This window comes from Exiguobacterium sp. s95 (genome assembly GCF_018618655.1).
Taxonomy (GTDB): Bacteria; Bacillota; Bacilli; order Exiguobacteriales; family Exiguobacteriaceae; genus Exiguobacterium_A; species Exiguobacterium_A oxidotolerans.
Genome location: NZ_JACSMM010000002.1, coordinates 340,159 through 356,287 on the forward strand (window position 1 = coordinate 340,159; position 16,129 = coordinate 356,287).

Annotated in this window: 16 protein-coding genes and 1 other annotated feature; of the genes, 11 read left to right on the top strand and 5 right to left on the bottom strand. The window is 45.6% G+C overall.

The window, feature by feature from the left end:
* Positions 1–100 precede the first annotated feature (100 nt).
* The 10 genes from infC (at position 101) to KNP99_RS06400 (ending at position 9,731) form a co-directional block, all read left to right on the top strand.
* Positions 101–631, top strand: a complete 531-nt coding sequence (gene infC / locus KNP99_RS06355) for a translation initiation factor IF-3 (protein ID WP_029331126.1) — start codon at positions 101–103, stop codon at positions 629–631.
* A 27-nt stretch (positions 632–658) separates the two neighbouring features.
* Positions 659–853, top strand: a complete 195-nt coding sequence (gene rpmI, locus KNP99_RS06360; protein ID WP_012371058.1) for a 50S ribosomal protein L35 — start codon at positions 659–661, stop codon at positions 851–853.
* Between the two features lie 37 nt (positions 854–890).
* Positions 891–1,250, top strand: coding sequence for a 50S ribosomal protein L20 (gene rplT / locus KNP99_RS06365; RefSeq protein WP_088837591.1), 360 nt, complete (start codon positions 891–893; stop codon positions 1,248–1,250).
* Positions 1,251–1,368: 118 nt separating this feature from the next.
* The gene (locus tag KNP99_RS06370) at positions 1,369–1,851 is read left to right on the top strand and encodes a dUTP diphosphatase (RefSeq protein ID WP_214766554.1); all 483 of its coding nucleotides are present in this window, start codon (positions 1,369–1,371) and stop codon (positions 1,849–1,851) included.
* 12 nt (positions 1,852–1,863) lie between these two features.
* Positions 1,864–2,946 (top strand): M42 family metallopeptidase, encoded by a 1,083-nt coding sequence (locus KNP99_RS06375; RefSeq protein ID WP_088837589.1) that lies wholly within the window; start codon positions 1,864–1,866, stop codon positions 2,944–2,946.
* Positions 2,947–2,949: 3 nt separating this feature from the next.
* Positions 2,950–3,705 carry a TrmH family RNA methyltransferase gene (locus KNP99_RS06380; protein ID WP_029331122.1) on the top strand — a complete coding sequence of 252 codons (756 nt, stop codon included), beginning with the start codon at positions 2,950–2,952 and terminating at the stop codon, positions 3,703–3,705.
* 44 nt (positions 3,706–3,749) lie between these two features.
* Positions 3,750–3,965: a binding site (T-box leader), on the top strand.
* Between the two features lie 48 nt (positions 3,966–4,013).
* Positions 4,014–5,036, top strand: a complete 1,023-nt coding sequence (gene pheS, locus KNP99_RS06385) for a phenylalanine--tRNA ligase subunit alpha (RefSeq protein ID WP_029331121.1) — start codon at positions 4,014–4,016, stop codon at positions 5,034–5,036.
* A gap of 12 nt (positions 5,037–5,048) precedes the next feature.
* A complete protein-coding gene (pheT, locus tag KNP99_RS06390) occupies positions 5,049–7,445 on the top strand; it encodes a phenylalanine--tRNA ligase subunit beta (protein ID WP_215193117.1) in 2,397 nt (798 codons plus the stop codon).
* Between the two features lie 164 nt (positions 7,446–7,609).
* Complete coding sequence (locus tag KNP99_RS06395) at positions 7,610–9,022, top strand: ABC transporter permease (protein ID WP_215193118.1); 1,413 nt, start codon at positions 7,610–7,612, stop codon at positions 9,020–9,022.
* A gap of 4 nt (positions 9,023–9,026) precedes the next feature.
* Positions 9,027–9,731 carry an ABC transporter ATP-binding protein gene (locus KNP99_RS06400; protein WP_215193119.1) on the top strand — a complete coding sequence of 235 codons (705 nt, stop codon included), beginning with the start codon at positions 9,027–9,029 and terminating at the stop codon, positions 9,729–9,731.
* A gap of 50 nt (positions 9,732–9,781) precedes the next feature.
* Here the strand turns inward: KNP99_RS06400 and KNP99_RS06405 are convergent, their stop codons facing one another.
* The 4 genes from KNP99_RS06405 to KNP99_RS06420 form a co-directional block, all read right to left on the bottom strand.
* Positions 9,782–10,963, bottom strand: coding sequence for an MFS transporter (locus tag KNP99_RS06405; RefSeq protein WP_215193120.1), 1,182 nt, complete (start codon positions 10,961–10,963; stop codon positions 9,782–9,784).
* Positions 10,960–11,397, bottom strand: coding sequence for a MarR family winged helix-turn-helix transcriptional regulator (locus KNP99_RS06410; protein ID WP_214766546.1), 438 nt, complete (start codon positions 11,395–11,397; stop codon positions 10,960–10,962). The genes KNP99_RS06405 and KNP99_RS06410 overlap by 4 nt, the downstream gene beginning before the upstream one ends.
* Before the next feature lie 78 nt (positions 11,398–11,475).
* Entirely contained in the window at positions 11,476–12,861 is a 1,386-nt protein-coding gene (locus KNP99_RS06415; protein ID WP_214766544.1) for a sensor histidine kinase, read from the bottom strand.
* Positions 12,845–13,507, bottom strand: a complete 663-nt coding sequence (locus KNP99_RS06420; protein WP_088837582.1) for a response regulator transcription factor — start codon at positions 13,505–13,507, stop codon at positions 12,845–12,847. Before KNP99_RS06420 ends, KNP99_RS06415 begins: the two co-directional genes overlap by 17 nt.
* Positions 13,508–13,640: 133 nt before the next feature.
* Here KNP99_RS06420 and KNP99_RS06425 point away from each other — a divergent pair, with 133 nt between their 5' ends.
* On the top strand, positions 13,641–15,110 hold the full coding sequence (locus KNP99_RS06425; RefSeq protein WP_088837581.1) for a UDP-N-acetylmuramoyl-L-alanyl-D-glutamate--2,6-diaminopimelate ligase: 1,470 nt from the start codon (positions 13,641–13,643) through the stop codon (positions 15,108–15,110).
* Positions 15,111–15,124: 14 nt separating this feature from the next.
* On the opposite strand, the gene rnhC is transcribed toward KNP99_RS06425, so the two are convergent.
* Entirely contained in the window at positions 15,125–16,051 is a 927-nt protein-coding gene (rnhC, locus tag KNP99_RS06430) for a ribonuclease HIII (RefSeq protein ID WP_215193121.1), read from the bottom strand.
* Positions 16,052–16,129: the final 78 nt, after the last annotated feature.

Sequence of the window (16,129 nt, forward strand, 5' to 3'; positions counted from 1 at the left end):
GTGTTCTCTGACTATTGTATTCTTTATGAGTGTGGGCGGGAAAAACTGCCGACGCTTTTTTTATAGCGTTTTATATCATTCATTTTTCGTGCTCTGCACGATGGAGGTGCTAACCATTAGCAAAGATCTGTTAATCAATGAAGGCATCCGCGCTCGAGAAGTTCGTCTTATCGGAGCGGATGGTGCACAACTTGGAGTCCAATCACGCACTGAGGCATTGCGTCTCGCTGAGGAAGCTGACCTTGACCTCGTCATGGTCGCACCACAAGCAACGCCGCCTGTATGTAAAATCATGGACTACGGTAAATACCGTTTCGAGTTGCAAAAGAAGGACAAAGAAACTCGGAAGAATCAGAAAGTGATTCAGATGAAAGAAGTCCGTCTCAGCCCAACAATCGAGGAGAATGACTTCCAAACGAAATTCCGTAATGCGAAGAAATTCTTGGAGAATGGTAACAAAGTGAAAGCGAGTATTCGCTTCCGCGGACGTGCCATCACTCACTCGGAAATCGGTAGACGTGTCCTTGAACGTCTCGCTACGGATTTAAGCGAGTTCGGTGTAGTTGAACAGAGACCGAAGATGGAAGGACGCAGCATGTTCTTAGTGCTTGCTCCAAAGAAAGAAGACTAATCGAATCGAAGTAGGAGGGAATCTCTCATGCCTAAAATGAAATCGCACCGCGGTGCTTCTAAGCGTTTCAAACGTACTGCTTCTGGCAAATTGAAACGTGGTCGTGCTTACACAAGCCACTTATTCGGTAACAAATCAACTAAAGCGAAACGTAAATTACGTAAAGCTAGCATGGTATCATCGGGTGACTTCAAACGCATCCGTCACATGATCGCGAAGTAATTTATTCAATCGTACACAGATTTAGGAGGGAATTTATATGCCACGCGTAAAAGGCGGATATACGACTCGTCAACGTCGTAAAAAACAACTCAAATTAGCTAAGGGCTATTACGGCTCGAAACATACACTCTTCAAGGTAGCGAAACAGCAAGTCATGAAATCTCTCATGTATGCTTACCGTGACCGTCGTCAAAAGAAACGTGACTTCCGTCGCCTCTGGATCACTCGGATCAATGCGGCTGCACGTATCAACGGTCTTTCTTATAGCCGCATGATGCATGGTCTCAAACTTGCGGGTATCGACATCAACCGTAAGATGCTTGCTGACCTCGCAGTTACAGATTCAGCTGCATTTGCTTCACTTGCTGACTCAGCAAAAGCAAAATTGAACGCTTAAGTTCTACAATTCGTCGGGGAATTTAATTCTCCGGCGTTTTTTTTGAGGAATGCTAAAATAGGTGATAGGCAGAAGTTTATGTCTACGTTTTATTTTTTTGGATAGAAGGAGAATTAAGATGGACTGGTTGACACTTTTTGAGATGCAGGAACAGTTAGATAAACGAATCCAGTCAGAACATAATTTGACCGGGAATCAGTTTGATGAGCGGTTGCTTGCCCTATTAGTAGAGTTAGGCGAACTGGCGAATGAAACACGTTGCTTTAAATTCTGGTCGACAAAGGGACCATCAGCACAAGTTACGATTCTTGAGGAATATGTCGACGGCGTCCATTTCCTCCTATCGCTCGGTCTAGCTCTTGATTATAAGAAAGATCGATTCGTTGAAGGGGATTATTACTTGACTGCGACAGACGCGTTTTTAGATGTTTACAATAAAACAAATGTGTTCGCGATTTCAAGAACAGAACAAAGTTACGATGTTTTAATTGGTGCATACCTAGCATTAGGTGCTACACTTGGTTTTACACAAGAAATGATTTTCAAGGCTTATGTTTCAAAAAACGAGGCGAATCATGTTCGCCAAGACAACGGTTACTGAGGAGGAAATCAGATGAATGAACAATTACATATGTTGAAGCGTCTAACGGATGCAACAGGAGTACCCGGGAACGAGAAAGAAGTACGCCAGCTCATGCGGGAGTATCTAGAACCTCACGCTGAAGCATTCCATCAAGATGGGTTAGGTAGCTTATTCGCGGAACACAAAGGGGCAGAAGATGATGCGCCTCGTATTTTAATTGCCGGTCACATGGATGAAGTTGGATTCATGGTAACGAAGATCGATGAAAAAGGGTTTCTTCGCTTCCAACCACTCGGTGGTTGGTGGGGACAAGTGCTTCTGGCACAGCGTATGAACATTGTGACATCATCTGGAGAAGTCATTCCAGGCGTAATCGGTGCGAAACCACCTCATGTTTTACCACCGGAAGCGCGCAATAAACCAGTCGATATTAAAGAAATGTTTATTGATATCGGTGCTACTTCAAAAGAAGAAGTCGAAGGTTGGGGAATCCGACCAGGAGATACGGTCGTTCCACATTGCGAATTTACTGTGATGAAAAATGAGAATTTCTTGATGGCAAAAGCTTGGGACAATCGGATTGGCTGCGCGATTGCGATTGAAGCCATCAAACGTTTAAAAGAAGAAGGACATCCGAACACGATTTTTGCAGGAGCAACGGTGCAAGAAGAAGTTGGGCTTCGTGGCGCGCAAACGGCTGCGAACTTGATTCATCCATCGATTGCATTTGCTGTTGACACAGGAATCCCTGGTGATACACCAGGAATGACGGATCGCGAAGCATTGTCAAAACTTGGAGAAGGTGTACAAGTCATCATGTTTGATGCGACGATGATCGCACACCGTGGATTAATCGATTTCGTCACAGGTGTCGCAAAAGAAGAAAACATTAAATATCAATTGGACCTAACACCGGGTGGTGGGACGGATGCTGCGAAATTCCATTTATCGAACACAGGAGTTCCTTCGCTCGCATTGACAGTACCAATCCGTTACTTGCATACGAACGTTTCCATTATGCATAAAGCAGATTTTGAAGCAGCAGTCGATTTAATCGTTGCCGTTACGAAACGTTTAGATACGCAAGCAGTCCAAGCGATTTACGAGGGGTAAACCATGAAACATATTTCTTCTACGAAGAATGAGATCGTCAAACAATGGAAAAAGCTTTTAACAAAAAAAGGACGTCTTCAGACAAAACGTTTCCTCATTGAAGGGGAACACTTAGTTGAAGAGGCTGTTCGTGCTGGAATCATCAAAGAATTGATTGTCCGTGAAGATGTTCAAGTTCCGGGTTCTTGGAAGAAAAATGCGGCTGACTTAATCACAATTGACGAATCAGTTGCCAAAGTCTTGTCAGAAACAGAAACGACACAAGGGATTTTCGCAGTTTGTGAGATGAAAGAGCAAACAGAGCGCTTAGAGCGTGGCCGTTACCTGTTACTCGATCGTCTGCAAGACCCGGGTAATGTCGGAACGATGATTCGGACAGCCGATGCGGCTGGATTCGATGGTGTCATCATTGGTCACGGGACAGTTGATGTCTATAACAGCAAAGTCCTCCGCGCAACACAAGGTTCGATTTTCCACTTGCCGGTCATCATGATGTCGCTTGATGAAGCGATTCAAGACTTGCATGAATTAGGGGTGTTCGTTCTCGGAACGGCGCTACGCAATGCCAATCCGTATACAGAAGTCGAAAATCTTGGTGCAATCGGACTCATCATCGGGAATGAAGCACAAGGTGTTGCACCAGAATTGCTCGACCAATGTGATGGACGTGCTTACATTCCAATTCGCGGAAAAGCCGAATCACTCAATGCAGCCGTTGCAGCAGGAATTTTACTGTATCATTTTGCTCCGGTCGATTGAATCACTGAAGCGTTCATGCTAAAGTGAGTTACAGTAGAACATTTAATTAGACGTTGATGGAACAGAGTAGGTTAGAGAACGATTCGATTAGGGAGAAGAAGCCTTAGACTGCAAGCTTCTTTACGAATCCGCTAGCTGAATTCACTCCGGAGTCGCACGAGAGATCGTGACGGGAAGCGCCCGTTATCGCGCTACTTGAGGACTTGATGGATTCAAGTCGAACAAGGGTGGTACCACGATTGAATTAAATCGTCCCTTCGGCATTTGCTGAAGGGGCGTTTTTTATTTGAAAAAAAGGAGTGACGAGCATGCGGGAACAATTAGAGGCACTTCGCGACGAAGCGTTACAACTCGTGAATCAAGCCAGTACACAAAAAGAATTAAATGATGTCCGTGTCAAATATCTCGGAAAAAAAGGTCCGATCACAGAAGTATTACGTGGAATGGGAAAATTATCAGCAGAAGAACGTCCGGTCGTCGGTGAAATCGCAAATGCGGTTCGTGGTGTCATCCAAACAGAACTCGAGCAACGTTTAGTAGACGTCAAGCAACAAGAAATGGACGCAAAACTAGCGCTTGAAGCGATTGACGTGACACTTCCGGGTCGTCCCAAAAAAGTCGGACAAGCGCATTTGCTTCAACAAGTCACGGACGAGATCGAGGACATCTTTGTTGGACTCGGTTATACGATTGCAGAAGGACCTGAAGTCGAACAAGATTTGTTCAACTTCGAAATGTTGAATCTGCCGAAAGATCATCCGGCACGTGATATGCAAGATTCATTTTATATCACGGATGAAATTCTGATGCGGACCCATACGTCACCTGTCCAAGCGCGGACGATGCTCGCTTCGAAAGGTGAACCGATTCGGATTCTTTGCCCAGGGAAAGTCTATCGTCGCGATGAAGACGATGCGACGCACTCACACCAATTCATGCAAGTGGAAGGACTCGTCGTTGGAGAGTCGATTTCAATGGCAGACTTAAAAGGCACGCTCGAAGCATTCGTGAAGCAAATGTTTGGGGAGGCACGTGAAATCCGGTTACGTCCTAGCTTCTTCCCGTTCACAGAACCATCCGTCGAAGTCGACGTCTCGTGTTTTAAATGTGGTGGAAAAGGGTGCAATATCTGTAAACAAACAGGCTGGATTGAAATTTTAGGTGCCGGTATGGTTCATCCGCACGTCCTTGAGATGGCAGAATATGATAGTACGAAAATGTCTGGATTTGCCTTCGGGATGGGGATTGAGCGAATCGCCATGTTGAAATATGGGGTCGATGATATTCGCCACTTCTATACGAATGACGTTCGCTTCAGCGAACAGTTTTAAGGGGGAAAACAGATGTTAGTCTCAAAACAATGGTTACAGCAGTTCGTTGACGTCAGTCAGAAAACCGGTGAGGAACTGGCGGACTTAATTACGAAGAGTGGGATCGAAGTCGAGGGTGTCGAAGTCCGTGACGCCGATTTGAACAATATCGTCGTCGGTCATGTATTAACAAAAGAAAAGCATCCGGAAGCGGATAAGCTAAACGTCACGACGGTTGATATCGGACAAGAAGAACCGGTCCAAATCGTGTGTGGTGCACCAAACATTGAAGCAGGACAAGATGTCATCGTTGCCCGTGTCGGAGCACGCCTTCCGGGCATTAAAATTAAGCGAGCTAAACTGCGTGGAGTCGTTTCTGAAGGCATGATTTGTTCACTTGAAGAACTTGGCTTTGAGAAAAAGTATATTCGTGAAGATGAGCAAGCTGGAATTCATACATTCCGTGAGCCGGTCACACCAGGGCAAGACGTCTTAGAACTACTTGGTCTGCATGACGAAGTATTAGAACTCGGTTTGACACCGAACCGTTCTGATTGCTTGAGCATGTACGGTGTGGCGCATGAAGTAGCAGGTATCTTAAATACGACGGCTGTTTTCCCGGCAATCGACGTGACGGAAGATGAAGAAAAAACGAAACTTGCTGTCACACTTGAGTCGGAGGAATGTCCGTTTTATGCGGCGCGTGAAATCCAACATGTCGTCATCGGTGAGTCGCCACTTTGGCTCAAAAACCGCTTGATTGCGAACGGGATTCGTCCAATCAACAATGTCGTCGACGTGACGAACTTCGTCTTACTTGAAACAGGACAACCGCTTCATTCATTCGATGCTGAAAAACTGGGGCAGCAAATCGTCGTTCGTCCAGCGAAAACGGGAGAGTCCTTCCAAACACTTGACGAAGTCGAACGGACACTCGATCCTTCGATGCTCGTCATCACAGATGGCGAAAAGCCCGTCGCACTTGCAGGTGTCATGGGTGGTGCAAATACAGAAGTCGACGCAACAACGACGTCAATCATCCTCGAATCGGCTTATTTCGCACCGACATCTGTCCGGAAGACGAGTCGTGTCCTTGGACTACGTTCGGACTCCAGTTCACGTTTTGAAAAAGGGGTCGACCCACGTCGTGTCTTGTTAGCACTCGACCGGGCAGCCGCATTGATTGCTGAACTTGCTGGTGGAACAGTCCTTGCTGGAACGGTCCAAGCAGGTACACTTCAACTCGATGATCACTTAATCGAAGCGAGTGTCTCGTATATCAATCATCGTCTCGGAATGAAAATCGAAGGTACGGTCATGAAAGAGTTATTAGAACGCCTTGGACTCGAAGTTGAGTTATCAGGAGATGCACTAACGGTCAGTGTACCGACACGTCGCCAAGACTTGATGATTCCGGCTGATATCGCGGAAGAAGTCGCACGACTCTATGGGTATGATGCATTGACATCGAGCTTACCGCAAGAAGCGAGCCGCGGGTTCTTGCCGAAACGGAATCAACATCGCCGTCAAATCCGTTGTCTCTTACAGGGTGCCGGTTTATCGCAAGCCATCACGTACTCACTGACGAGTGAACAACGTGCGATGCAATTCAATGAACAAACAGATCTCCACCCCGTTAAGTTGGCGATGCCGATCAGCGAAGCACGTTCGACACTTCGGACATCATTGATTCCAGGGTTACTCGAAGTCGCGCAACACAATGTCGCACGTCAACATGCCGATCTCGCCTACTACGAACTGGGGAGCGTTTACCTCCAGCGTGATGCGTCACTTGAGACGTTGCCGATCGAACAAGAACTGGTCGCCGGAGTCGCTGTCGGACTAGCGGAACAACACCGTGCGCATGGCACAATGGTCAAAACGGATTTCTTCGTTGTCAAAGGAATCGTCGAAACGTTAGCAGAGGCATTCAATGTCAAGTTGACATACGAAGCGGCGGTCATCGATTCGATGCATCCAGGTCGGACGGCACGTGTGTTGATGGACGGTGAAGCGATTGGGTTCGTCGGACAAGTGCATCCAGCACTCTCGAAAGAGCAGTATGGCTTAAAAGAAGTCTACGTCTTTGAACTCGATGCCATGAAACTTCACTCGAAAGAGCCGGTCGTCTATCAAGAGATGTCCCGTTTCCCATCGATGACGCGCGACATCGCGATTGTCCTCAATCAATCGGTCACAGCAAGCGAAGTGGAGCAAGTGATCATGCAAGCAGCAGGTCCGCTTTTACAACATGTCACATTATTTGATGTCTACACGGGCGATAACGTCGGTGAAAACAAAAAATCATTCGCCTTCTCGCTCCGTTATCAAAATAAGGAACGGACTTTGGTCGATGAAGAAGTCACAGCAGCACACGAACATGTCGTATCGGCTTTAACAAAAGCGTTCGACGCAGAACTTCGTGCGTAACCGGTCAATCGAATCACATGAGTTAAAACGAGGATGACGTCACTGTCATTCTCGTTTTTTTTGCGTTTCGGCCGTTTCTTCGTTCAAGATACAGTCGAACTACAGCTAGACTACAGATACGTTGCATAAGATGAGCTTAGAAGATTAAAGGAGGAACACGAAAAATGAATTTTTTGAAGCGGGCAGGAAAAAGTATTGTAGCGCGAAAGGGAAAGACGATGATCATGTTGATTATTTTGACGGTAATCGGATCACTCGTACTGTCAGGATTCGCGATTCAGAATGCTGCTAAATCGGCGGAAGAAGAGGCGAGAAAAGAGTTAGGGGCGACAGTGACACTACAAGTCGATCGACAAAAGCAAATGCAGGAACGACAAGCGTCAGGTGAACGTGGACGACCAGAAGAAGTAGCGATTGATACGACGGATGTTGAAGCAATCGAACAACTAGATGAAGTCAAGTCCGTCAACTACCTGGCACAAACGACAGCGACATCAAGTGATCTCACACCGATTGAGAGTGAATCAACGAACTCAGGTGGTGGGCGAGGGGGAGAGATGCCTGAAGGGATGACGATGCCAGATTTCTCTTTAAATGGTGTGACGAACATGGAACTACTTGATACATACACGAACGGTACATTGAAAATCGTGGATGGAGAAGCATTGACTACCGATGCTAAAGAAAAAAGTGTTGTCATCGATGAAAACTTAGCGACTGAAAATGATCTCAAAGTCGGGGATACGTTTAAGCTGACATCGACAACGACCGAAAATTCCGTAACAGTGACGATCATTGGATTATCGGCATCGACGGAAGCGACATCCGATGCGAATTTCCGAGCGGCAGGCTTCATGGACCCGATGAACCAGATGTACATTGCAAATGATACACTCGCGAGCTTCTCGACTGAAGAAGGAACGGTCAGTGTATCGAGTGTCGTATACGCGCTAGAAGATCCATCTGAAATCAATACGTTCAAAAAAGAAGCGATGGCGGTCTCACCACTCGACTGGGATACGTTCACACTGGATGCGAATGATGCTGCTTATCAAAAAATGGTTGGACCGATTGAACAAGTCGCGTCCTTCTCAAAATCTGTCGTCTATCTTGTTAGTATCGCAGGTGGTTTGATTTTAGCGCTGTTGATTTTATTATCCGTCCGGGAACGTCGAAAAGAAATGGGTATTTTACTGGCGATGGGTGAAAAACGCTCGAAATTAATGGGGCAATTACTAATTGAAACGTTTGCGATTGCGGCAATTGCTTTCCTTGTCACGTATGCGACAGGTGGCATGACATCACAATTCATGACAGATCAGCTTTTGAACCGCGAGGTGACGGAAGCGGCTAGTTCGGTCGCAACGCAGACTGGTTTTGGCGGTCCGGGTGGACGCGGCGGACAACAAGTGTTAGATAGCATTCCACAAATTACAGAGATGACAACGAAGATTGATTGGACGACGTTACTTCAAGTCATCGAAATTGGAAGTCTAATCGTCTTTTTATCTGTCTTGTTACCTTCACTTGCCTTACTACGGATGAATCCAAAAGAAATTCTATTACGGGAGGATTAATACTATGACGACTTTAGAAATGACGAACGTCACCTATGCCTATACATCAGGAAGCAAGCAACAACGGATCTTGAACGATGTCTCGATGCAGTTCGAGGCTGGACGGTTTTATGCAATTCTCGGTGAATCAGGTTCCGGGAAAACGACGGCTCTCAGTCTGTTGAGTGGACTTGATTCACCGACAGAAGGACAGATTACGTATCAAGGTCGCGATATTCGAAAAATCGGATTGACGACGTATCGTTCACGACATGCTGCGACCGTTTTTCAATCGTTTAATTTATTGACGTATATGAACGCATTGGATAACGTGATTGTCGCACTCGAATTGAGTGGACAACGCATAAAAGGAAAAAAGAAACATGCCCAAAATCTCCTTGAACAGGTCGGAATCGACGAAGCCCATGCGACAAAAAATGTACTGCAGTTGAGTGGTGGTCAACAGCAACGTGTCGCCATCGCACGTGCCCTTGCGACGGAAGCCCCAATCATTCTTGCAGATGAGCCGACGGGAGCGCTCGATGAAAAAACTGCGACGGACATCATTCGGCTATTTCAAGAACTTGCTCACCGTTCTAACCGTTGCATCATCGCGGTGACGCACTCTGCGGAAGTCGCCCGCGCTGCCGATCACATCATTGAGTTGAAGAAACAGCGTTTTATAGAGAAGAAACGTGTTACAGAAGACGAGGTCGTTCCTGCACGTTGATCCGGAAAAGCTCTCGCGTCTTTAGACGGGAGAGTTTTTCCTTGAGCGCTTTAAGAAGCAATATTTTGTTTAGTTGAAAGCAACGTTGATCGACGGAAATAACCATATAAGAGTCCACTACTGACGACGATGAGGCTACACATCAAAAACATGTTCGAGTAACCCACTTTCGCGGCGATGCCTGACAAAAGAAAAGCACCGATTCCGAACCCGCTATCGTAAGCGAGAAAGAATGTCGAAATCGCCTTGCCTTTTTGTGCGGGAGCCGCATAGGTCAACATGACGGTTTGTAACCCTGGGAAAATCGAAGCGGAACCAATTCCGATGATGAGGGCGGCGAACAATAATCCGGGAAGTGTCGGGAACAGTCCGAGTACTAAAAAACCGACGGCGTATAAAACATACGATGGCACCAATACAGAGGCTGGTCCACGTCGATCAAACCGCTTACCGGCAAAAGGACGAATGGCAACCATGCCGAGTGCAGCAAGACCATAAAAGTAAGAGGCATAAGTGACATGGTCCATCGCATCTGCATACAGCGAAATGAACGCGGATGTACTTGAAATCGCAATACCAGCAAGAACAGTTGCAAGAAGCAAGACAGGACTTGATAAGAATAACGACTGCCGTAAACGAAATGGTGCGGAACTCGTAACGTGACTACTCGTTAATGGTAAACGCCAGATGAAACTAAACGAACAAATCGCAAGCAGGGCAATCGTTACGAAGTACCAAACGAGCGCATCGTGTGCAATCAACGTCAATCCGATGACCGGCCCGAGAACGGAAGCAAGGTTCATCGAGAGGACGAAATAGCCCATCCCTTCCCCTTGACGAGGTGTTGGAATCAGCGTGGTTACGCTTAGGCTTAGTGAAGAAGAAATCATTCCGAAACTAAACCCGTGTAAGACACGAATGATCAATAATAGGCTGAATGATTCGAGCGGTAAGACGATGAGATATAAGCAACTGACAATCATGAAAAATGTAGCGGACAGCAGTAACATTCGTTTGAGTTCATAACGATCGAGCCAATGTCCGATTAAAGGACGTGAACAAACCGTTGCTAAAATGAATGCCGTTACGACCCAACCGAGCGAACTTTGAGAAACATTGAACTGTTGTGCGGCCAGTAAAGGTAAGGAAGCATTCAATAAATAGAAGGTGATGAACAACAGTAGATTGACGACGAGTGTCGTTACATAGTGACGGTGGAATAAACGATTCAAGAAGATTCCTCCTGTTCGACAGGACGGTGGGTCGCCAGCAGACGGGTCATCAAAATCTCTAAAGAATGTTGTTCTTCTTTTGATAGTTCACCTAGGAACAAGCGATGTGCTGCCTGGACTGCTTCATCGATACCATTGAAAGCAGCTCTTGCCTGTGGTGTCAATTCAACAAGGCGTTGTCGTCCGACGGATTTCCGAGAGATGAAGCCTAGTTCTTCTAAGCGAACGACCGTTTTCGTGACAGCTGGTTTTTCGATGATTAAGTATTTCGAGAGGGTGATTTGCGACACCGGTTCAAGTAAGGAGACTGCTTTTAACAATGCCCATTGACCAGTGTGCAAAGAATGTTGGGCAAGGACGGCGTCGATATCTCGTTTGACGAGCCGTGCCACTTTTGAAAGTTGACCAAGAATATCTTCTTGTTGGGATGACATTAAAAAACCTCCTTTAAGTTAACTAGTTAACTTAAAGGAGTATAACGAATGAAGTTAGTGTTTGGCAAGGAGGAAATCTTAAACGATTGATTTGAACCGTGCTGCAAATTGAACCTGATTGGGACTTCCTTGAAGAGTAGCATCGATGTCTAGTCGTTCCATGATTTGATGAACGAGATAAAGTCCGAGCCCGCTGCCACCATGCATACGATTTCGGGATTGCTCAGAGCGTTCGAGAGGATTAAACCAGGCAGCGGTCTCACTCGAATCTTGGGTCGTCGGGAAATTTGTAATGCGCAACGTCAACTCGTCTCCTTGTTCGAACTCGATATGAATCGTTCCATTAACAGCGGTATAGGAAATCGCATTCATCAAGAGATTATGGAGTGCCCGTTCAAGTAACTGGGCATCGGTTTGAACAGTCAACTCGTTTTCTATGAGGACGATGTCGAGGTTGCGATCGACAATTAACTGATCGAACTGTTGCAATTGATGCTTGATTAATGTGAGTGGGTTAATTGGTGTGAGTTGAAGATTCATTTGCTCAACACGAGCGACTTCTAACAATTCGGCAATGAGTCGCTCCATATCTTCGATGACGTGCCCCGCCCGAGCTAGATAATGATCCCGGTCACGATAGGCACCGAGGTTTAACAGCATTCCTTCAATTTGACCTTTCACAATGGTGACGGGTGTTTTGAGTTCATGTGAGATGGCGAGGAATAATTGACGACGTTCCGCATCGCGCTTACGGTCTTTTTCGGACTCGAACCGCAATTGTTCGTTGGATGTTTGAAGCGACTCCATCGTGACTTCAAGTTTAGTCGCCAATTGGTTAATGTTTCGTGACAAATCACCCAGTTCATCGGCAGAAGTATGATGGGTTCGGACGGAAAAATTCAAGTTCGCCAGTTCTTTTGTTGCTTGATTAATTGTTAAGAGTGGGCGTGAGATGATGCGCGAATACAGATAGGCGGCAAGACCTGCTAGCAGAAGCAAGGGTAAGACGATATAGGGCGCTAATTTTAAAATAACGCTTTTCACTTCATCGATTGGCTGAATCATCTGATCGACATCTAAAATGACAGTTTGGTCTACTAATTGAAGCGGAATTGAATCTTGAATTATTCCAGCAGGAGAAGTATTGGCAGTTCGTCGAACCGGTCCACGTCCAAAACCAGGTGCGTATAACAATTGATCTTCTTCCGTCCATAAGGAAAAACGAATCCCTTTTGCCGTTAACTGATCGAGCAGCGGAAGGAGATTTTCGCTCGAGAGATGCGTGCTCTCTTCTTGAAGAGAAGCCATCGTCGCGTGAAATTGCTCTTCCCGATAACTTTGATAATAAGAAGGTAATGTCGCATATAAAAAACCAATCGTCGAAAGAACTGCCACAATCAACAAACTCATCGTCAGGAAAAAAAGTTTTCCCGTGATGCGTGGACGTTTAATTAGTCGCTTCAAGTTTATAGCCGACCCCTTTCACGGTTTGAATGTAAGGTAAATCAATTTTTTTACGTAAATTTTTAATATGTGTATCTAAAAAACGTGTATCTCCTAATGCATCGAATCCCCAAAGTTGTTGAATCAACTGTTCGCGCTCTAAGACTCGTCCAGGATTTTCAAGTAATAAATGAAGGATTTGAAATTCCTTGAGGGTCAACGTCGTTTGAATTCCTGAAATTAAAACGTTATAGCTTGACGGAAATAGGGTAATCTCTCGAAAAGAGAGTTGTTCTTCAGAGTTCGTTTGGATTCGTCTGATGATCGCTTCAATTCTTCGTAGTAAAATCCGAAGTGAGAAGGGTTTGGCGATGTAATCATCGATTCCAAGGTCAAATCCCTTCACTTGATTTTCCTCATCCTGCAAGGCCGTCAAAAAAATAATTGGTGTTTGTGATTGCTTTCGAATGTTGCGTGCGACTTCAAAACCATCAAAATAGGGCATCATGATATCTAAAATGATTAAATCGAATGAATCGGACTGATATAACTTTAATGCCTCCATCCCATTTGTGGCACAGGAAACGTTATATCCACTTGATTCAAGTAATTCCGTAAGCAGTTCACGAATGTCGAATTCATCTTCTGCTATTAATATATGTGTCATAGTTTTCACCTCAACTTTAGTTGTAGCATACTTACCTGAAGTTTAACTGAAGATTACTGGAAGACTGTTTAGAAAATGCTAGAATGGATCAAAATCAAATTCGGATTTTGAACATAGAAGGGAAGCGAACACCATGAATCATCAACACAAATTACTGTCAGACTTGCTTTCGCCTTTCCAGTTAACGACTGAAGAAAACCCAGTGATTACAAGCATTGAAACGGACTCACGCAAAGTGAAGCCGGGGAGCCTGTTCATTTGCATTCGTGGTTATACGGTAGATGGGCATCAATATGTACAAGAAGCAAAAGATAACGGAGCGGTTGCGATTCTTGCTGAAAAACAAGTCGGGGTAGTAGGGATTCCAACGATTCTCTTACCGGATACGAAACAAGCAGCAGGAAAGATTGCTGATTTTTTTTATGACCATCCGAGTCAAAAGATGAGAGTCTACGGTATTACTGGAACAAATGGGAAAACGACGACGACGCAACTTTCCTACGACTTGTTTCGAGCTGCCGGAAGACGAACGGGAATGATCAGTACGGTAGGTGCTCTGATTGATGGGCAACGTTTTGAGACACCAAATACGACACCGGAAGCTGTCATCTTACATCGTTTATTACACGAAATGGTCAACAATGGCGTAACGGACTGCATGCTCGAAGTATCGTCACATGCGTTAGTTGAGGGACGTGTAGAAGGTGTATCCTTCCACGCAGCGGCGTTCACGAACCTTTCACATGACCACCTGGATTATCATCAATCGATGGAAGAGTATGCGGAAGCGAAAGGCATGTTGTTTCAACAAGTAGCGAGGAATGACGGGAAGGGACTCGTCTTAAATGAGGAAGATGCGGCGAGTCACGTCATGGAGCGGGCCGGGGCAAATGTTCCTGTCACGTGGTATTCGACAAAGATAGAATCGGAAGCATCAATTGTAGTCGAGTGGCGAGAGGAATCTGTAAATGTTCGAATTGACGGAACGACTACTGAAGTCCCGATCGCGCTACTCGGAAACTTTAATGCGGCCAATTTAGCAGCCGCGATCGGATTGATGAAAACAGGCGAGGTCAACATGTATGAATTAATTCGACATATCCCGTCGCTTCGTTTACCCAAAGGGCGACTCGAGCGGCTATCGTTTGAAGGAACGGAAATTTATATCGATTATGCGCACACTCCAGACGGGTTAAGAAAATGTTTAGAAGCGCTATCCGTTTCGAATGAGGCATTATACGTCGTATTAAGTGCAGCGGGTGAACGTGACCGGACGAAACGTCAGGAAATGGGACGAATTGCAGCACAATATTGTGCAGGAATTATCGTCACGGTTCACGATACGAGACGAGAAGATCCAAGACAAATTATTGATGAACTGAGCGTGGATATTTCGTCTGATAAAATCATTTCTTGTCACGTAGATCGAAAAAATGCCTTGCTCGCGGCAGCTGAAATTGCGCTCGAAGGAAAACGCGTTGTAATTGTCGGAAAAGGACACGAAGAAATCGAGCGAATCGGGACTGAAGGTGTCCCGTTCAATGAAACGAAAATTCTTCTCGCGGAGTTAGGGCGTTTGAAAGGAAAAGAGTCAGCCATTTAAAAACCGACCACTCCTTAGGATGATGGTCGGTTTCGTTTTTCAGCTAATTGTGTCGCTTTTTTTGTATTAGCAAAATGAAATTTTGTCCAGTTCTTTAATTGATCTGGACCGTGTTTCAATAAAAGTGATGCAGCGACTTGATCGACCTTTGCACCTGCACCTTTCGGAATTTCTGTACCCGCTTGTTGACTGAGTACATCCATCTCTTTCAAAAAGATCGCGCGGGCGAGGATGGATGCTGCTGCGACAGCGACATGAAGTCCTTCTGCTTTCGTCGAAAAATAAACGTTCTCTTTGACTTGGTTTACTTCACCAGACAAGTGTTTATAATAGGTCGCTTTTTCTGCGAACTGATCGATTAGAATCGCTTTTGGAGTGGCTTCGAGCTTTTCGAGCAGACCACCTAGCGCTGAATTGTGTAGAAGTGCCGTCATCTTTCCTTGTGTCATCGTACGCTGCATCCGATTGTAGTCTGGATTATGAAGGATTCGGAATTCGTACGGAATGACGGCATGAAGGTCGCGGGCAATCTTTCGGATTTCGATGTCCGAGACATTTTTGGAATCACGCACACCAAGTTCTTGGACGAGCTCGATTTGTTGTGCATCTACATAGGCGGCAACGACGACGAGCGGACCAAAGAAGTCTCCTTTCCCGACTTCATCACTACCGATGACTGACCAAGTCGAGAAGTCTCTCGGAAGCAGTCCACTCGCAGTAGAAGGGGCTTTCTTTAAGAGCGGGGCTCCGTAACGGGCAGAAATCGCCTCAGCTTCTGTGCCTTGGAACATTACTTTTCCTGAATTATAAATGGTGACGACACAGGTTTTCGTGCGTGCAACAAAGCGGGCATATGGTGGCGATGTGATACGAGAAGCTTGAAAATCAGAAATAACGACTTCTTGTTTATCCTTTGGTAATTTTAAAACGACGGTTCCCATAAATAGATCATCCTTTCAGACAACAAGCATACCATCCTCTAGACCGATGGTGGACTTCTTTTCCTATTTCAAAAATGA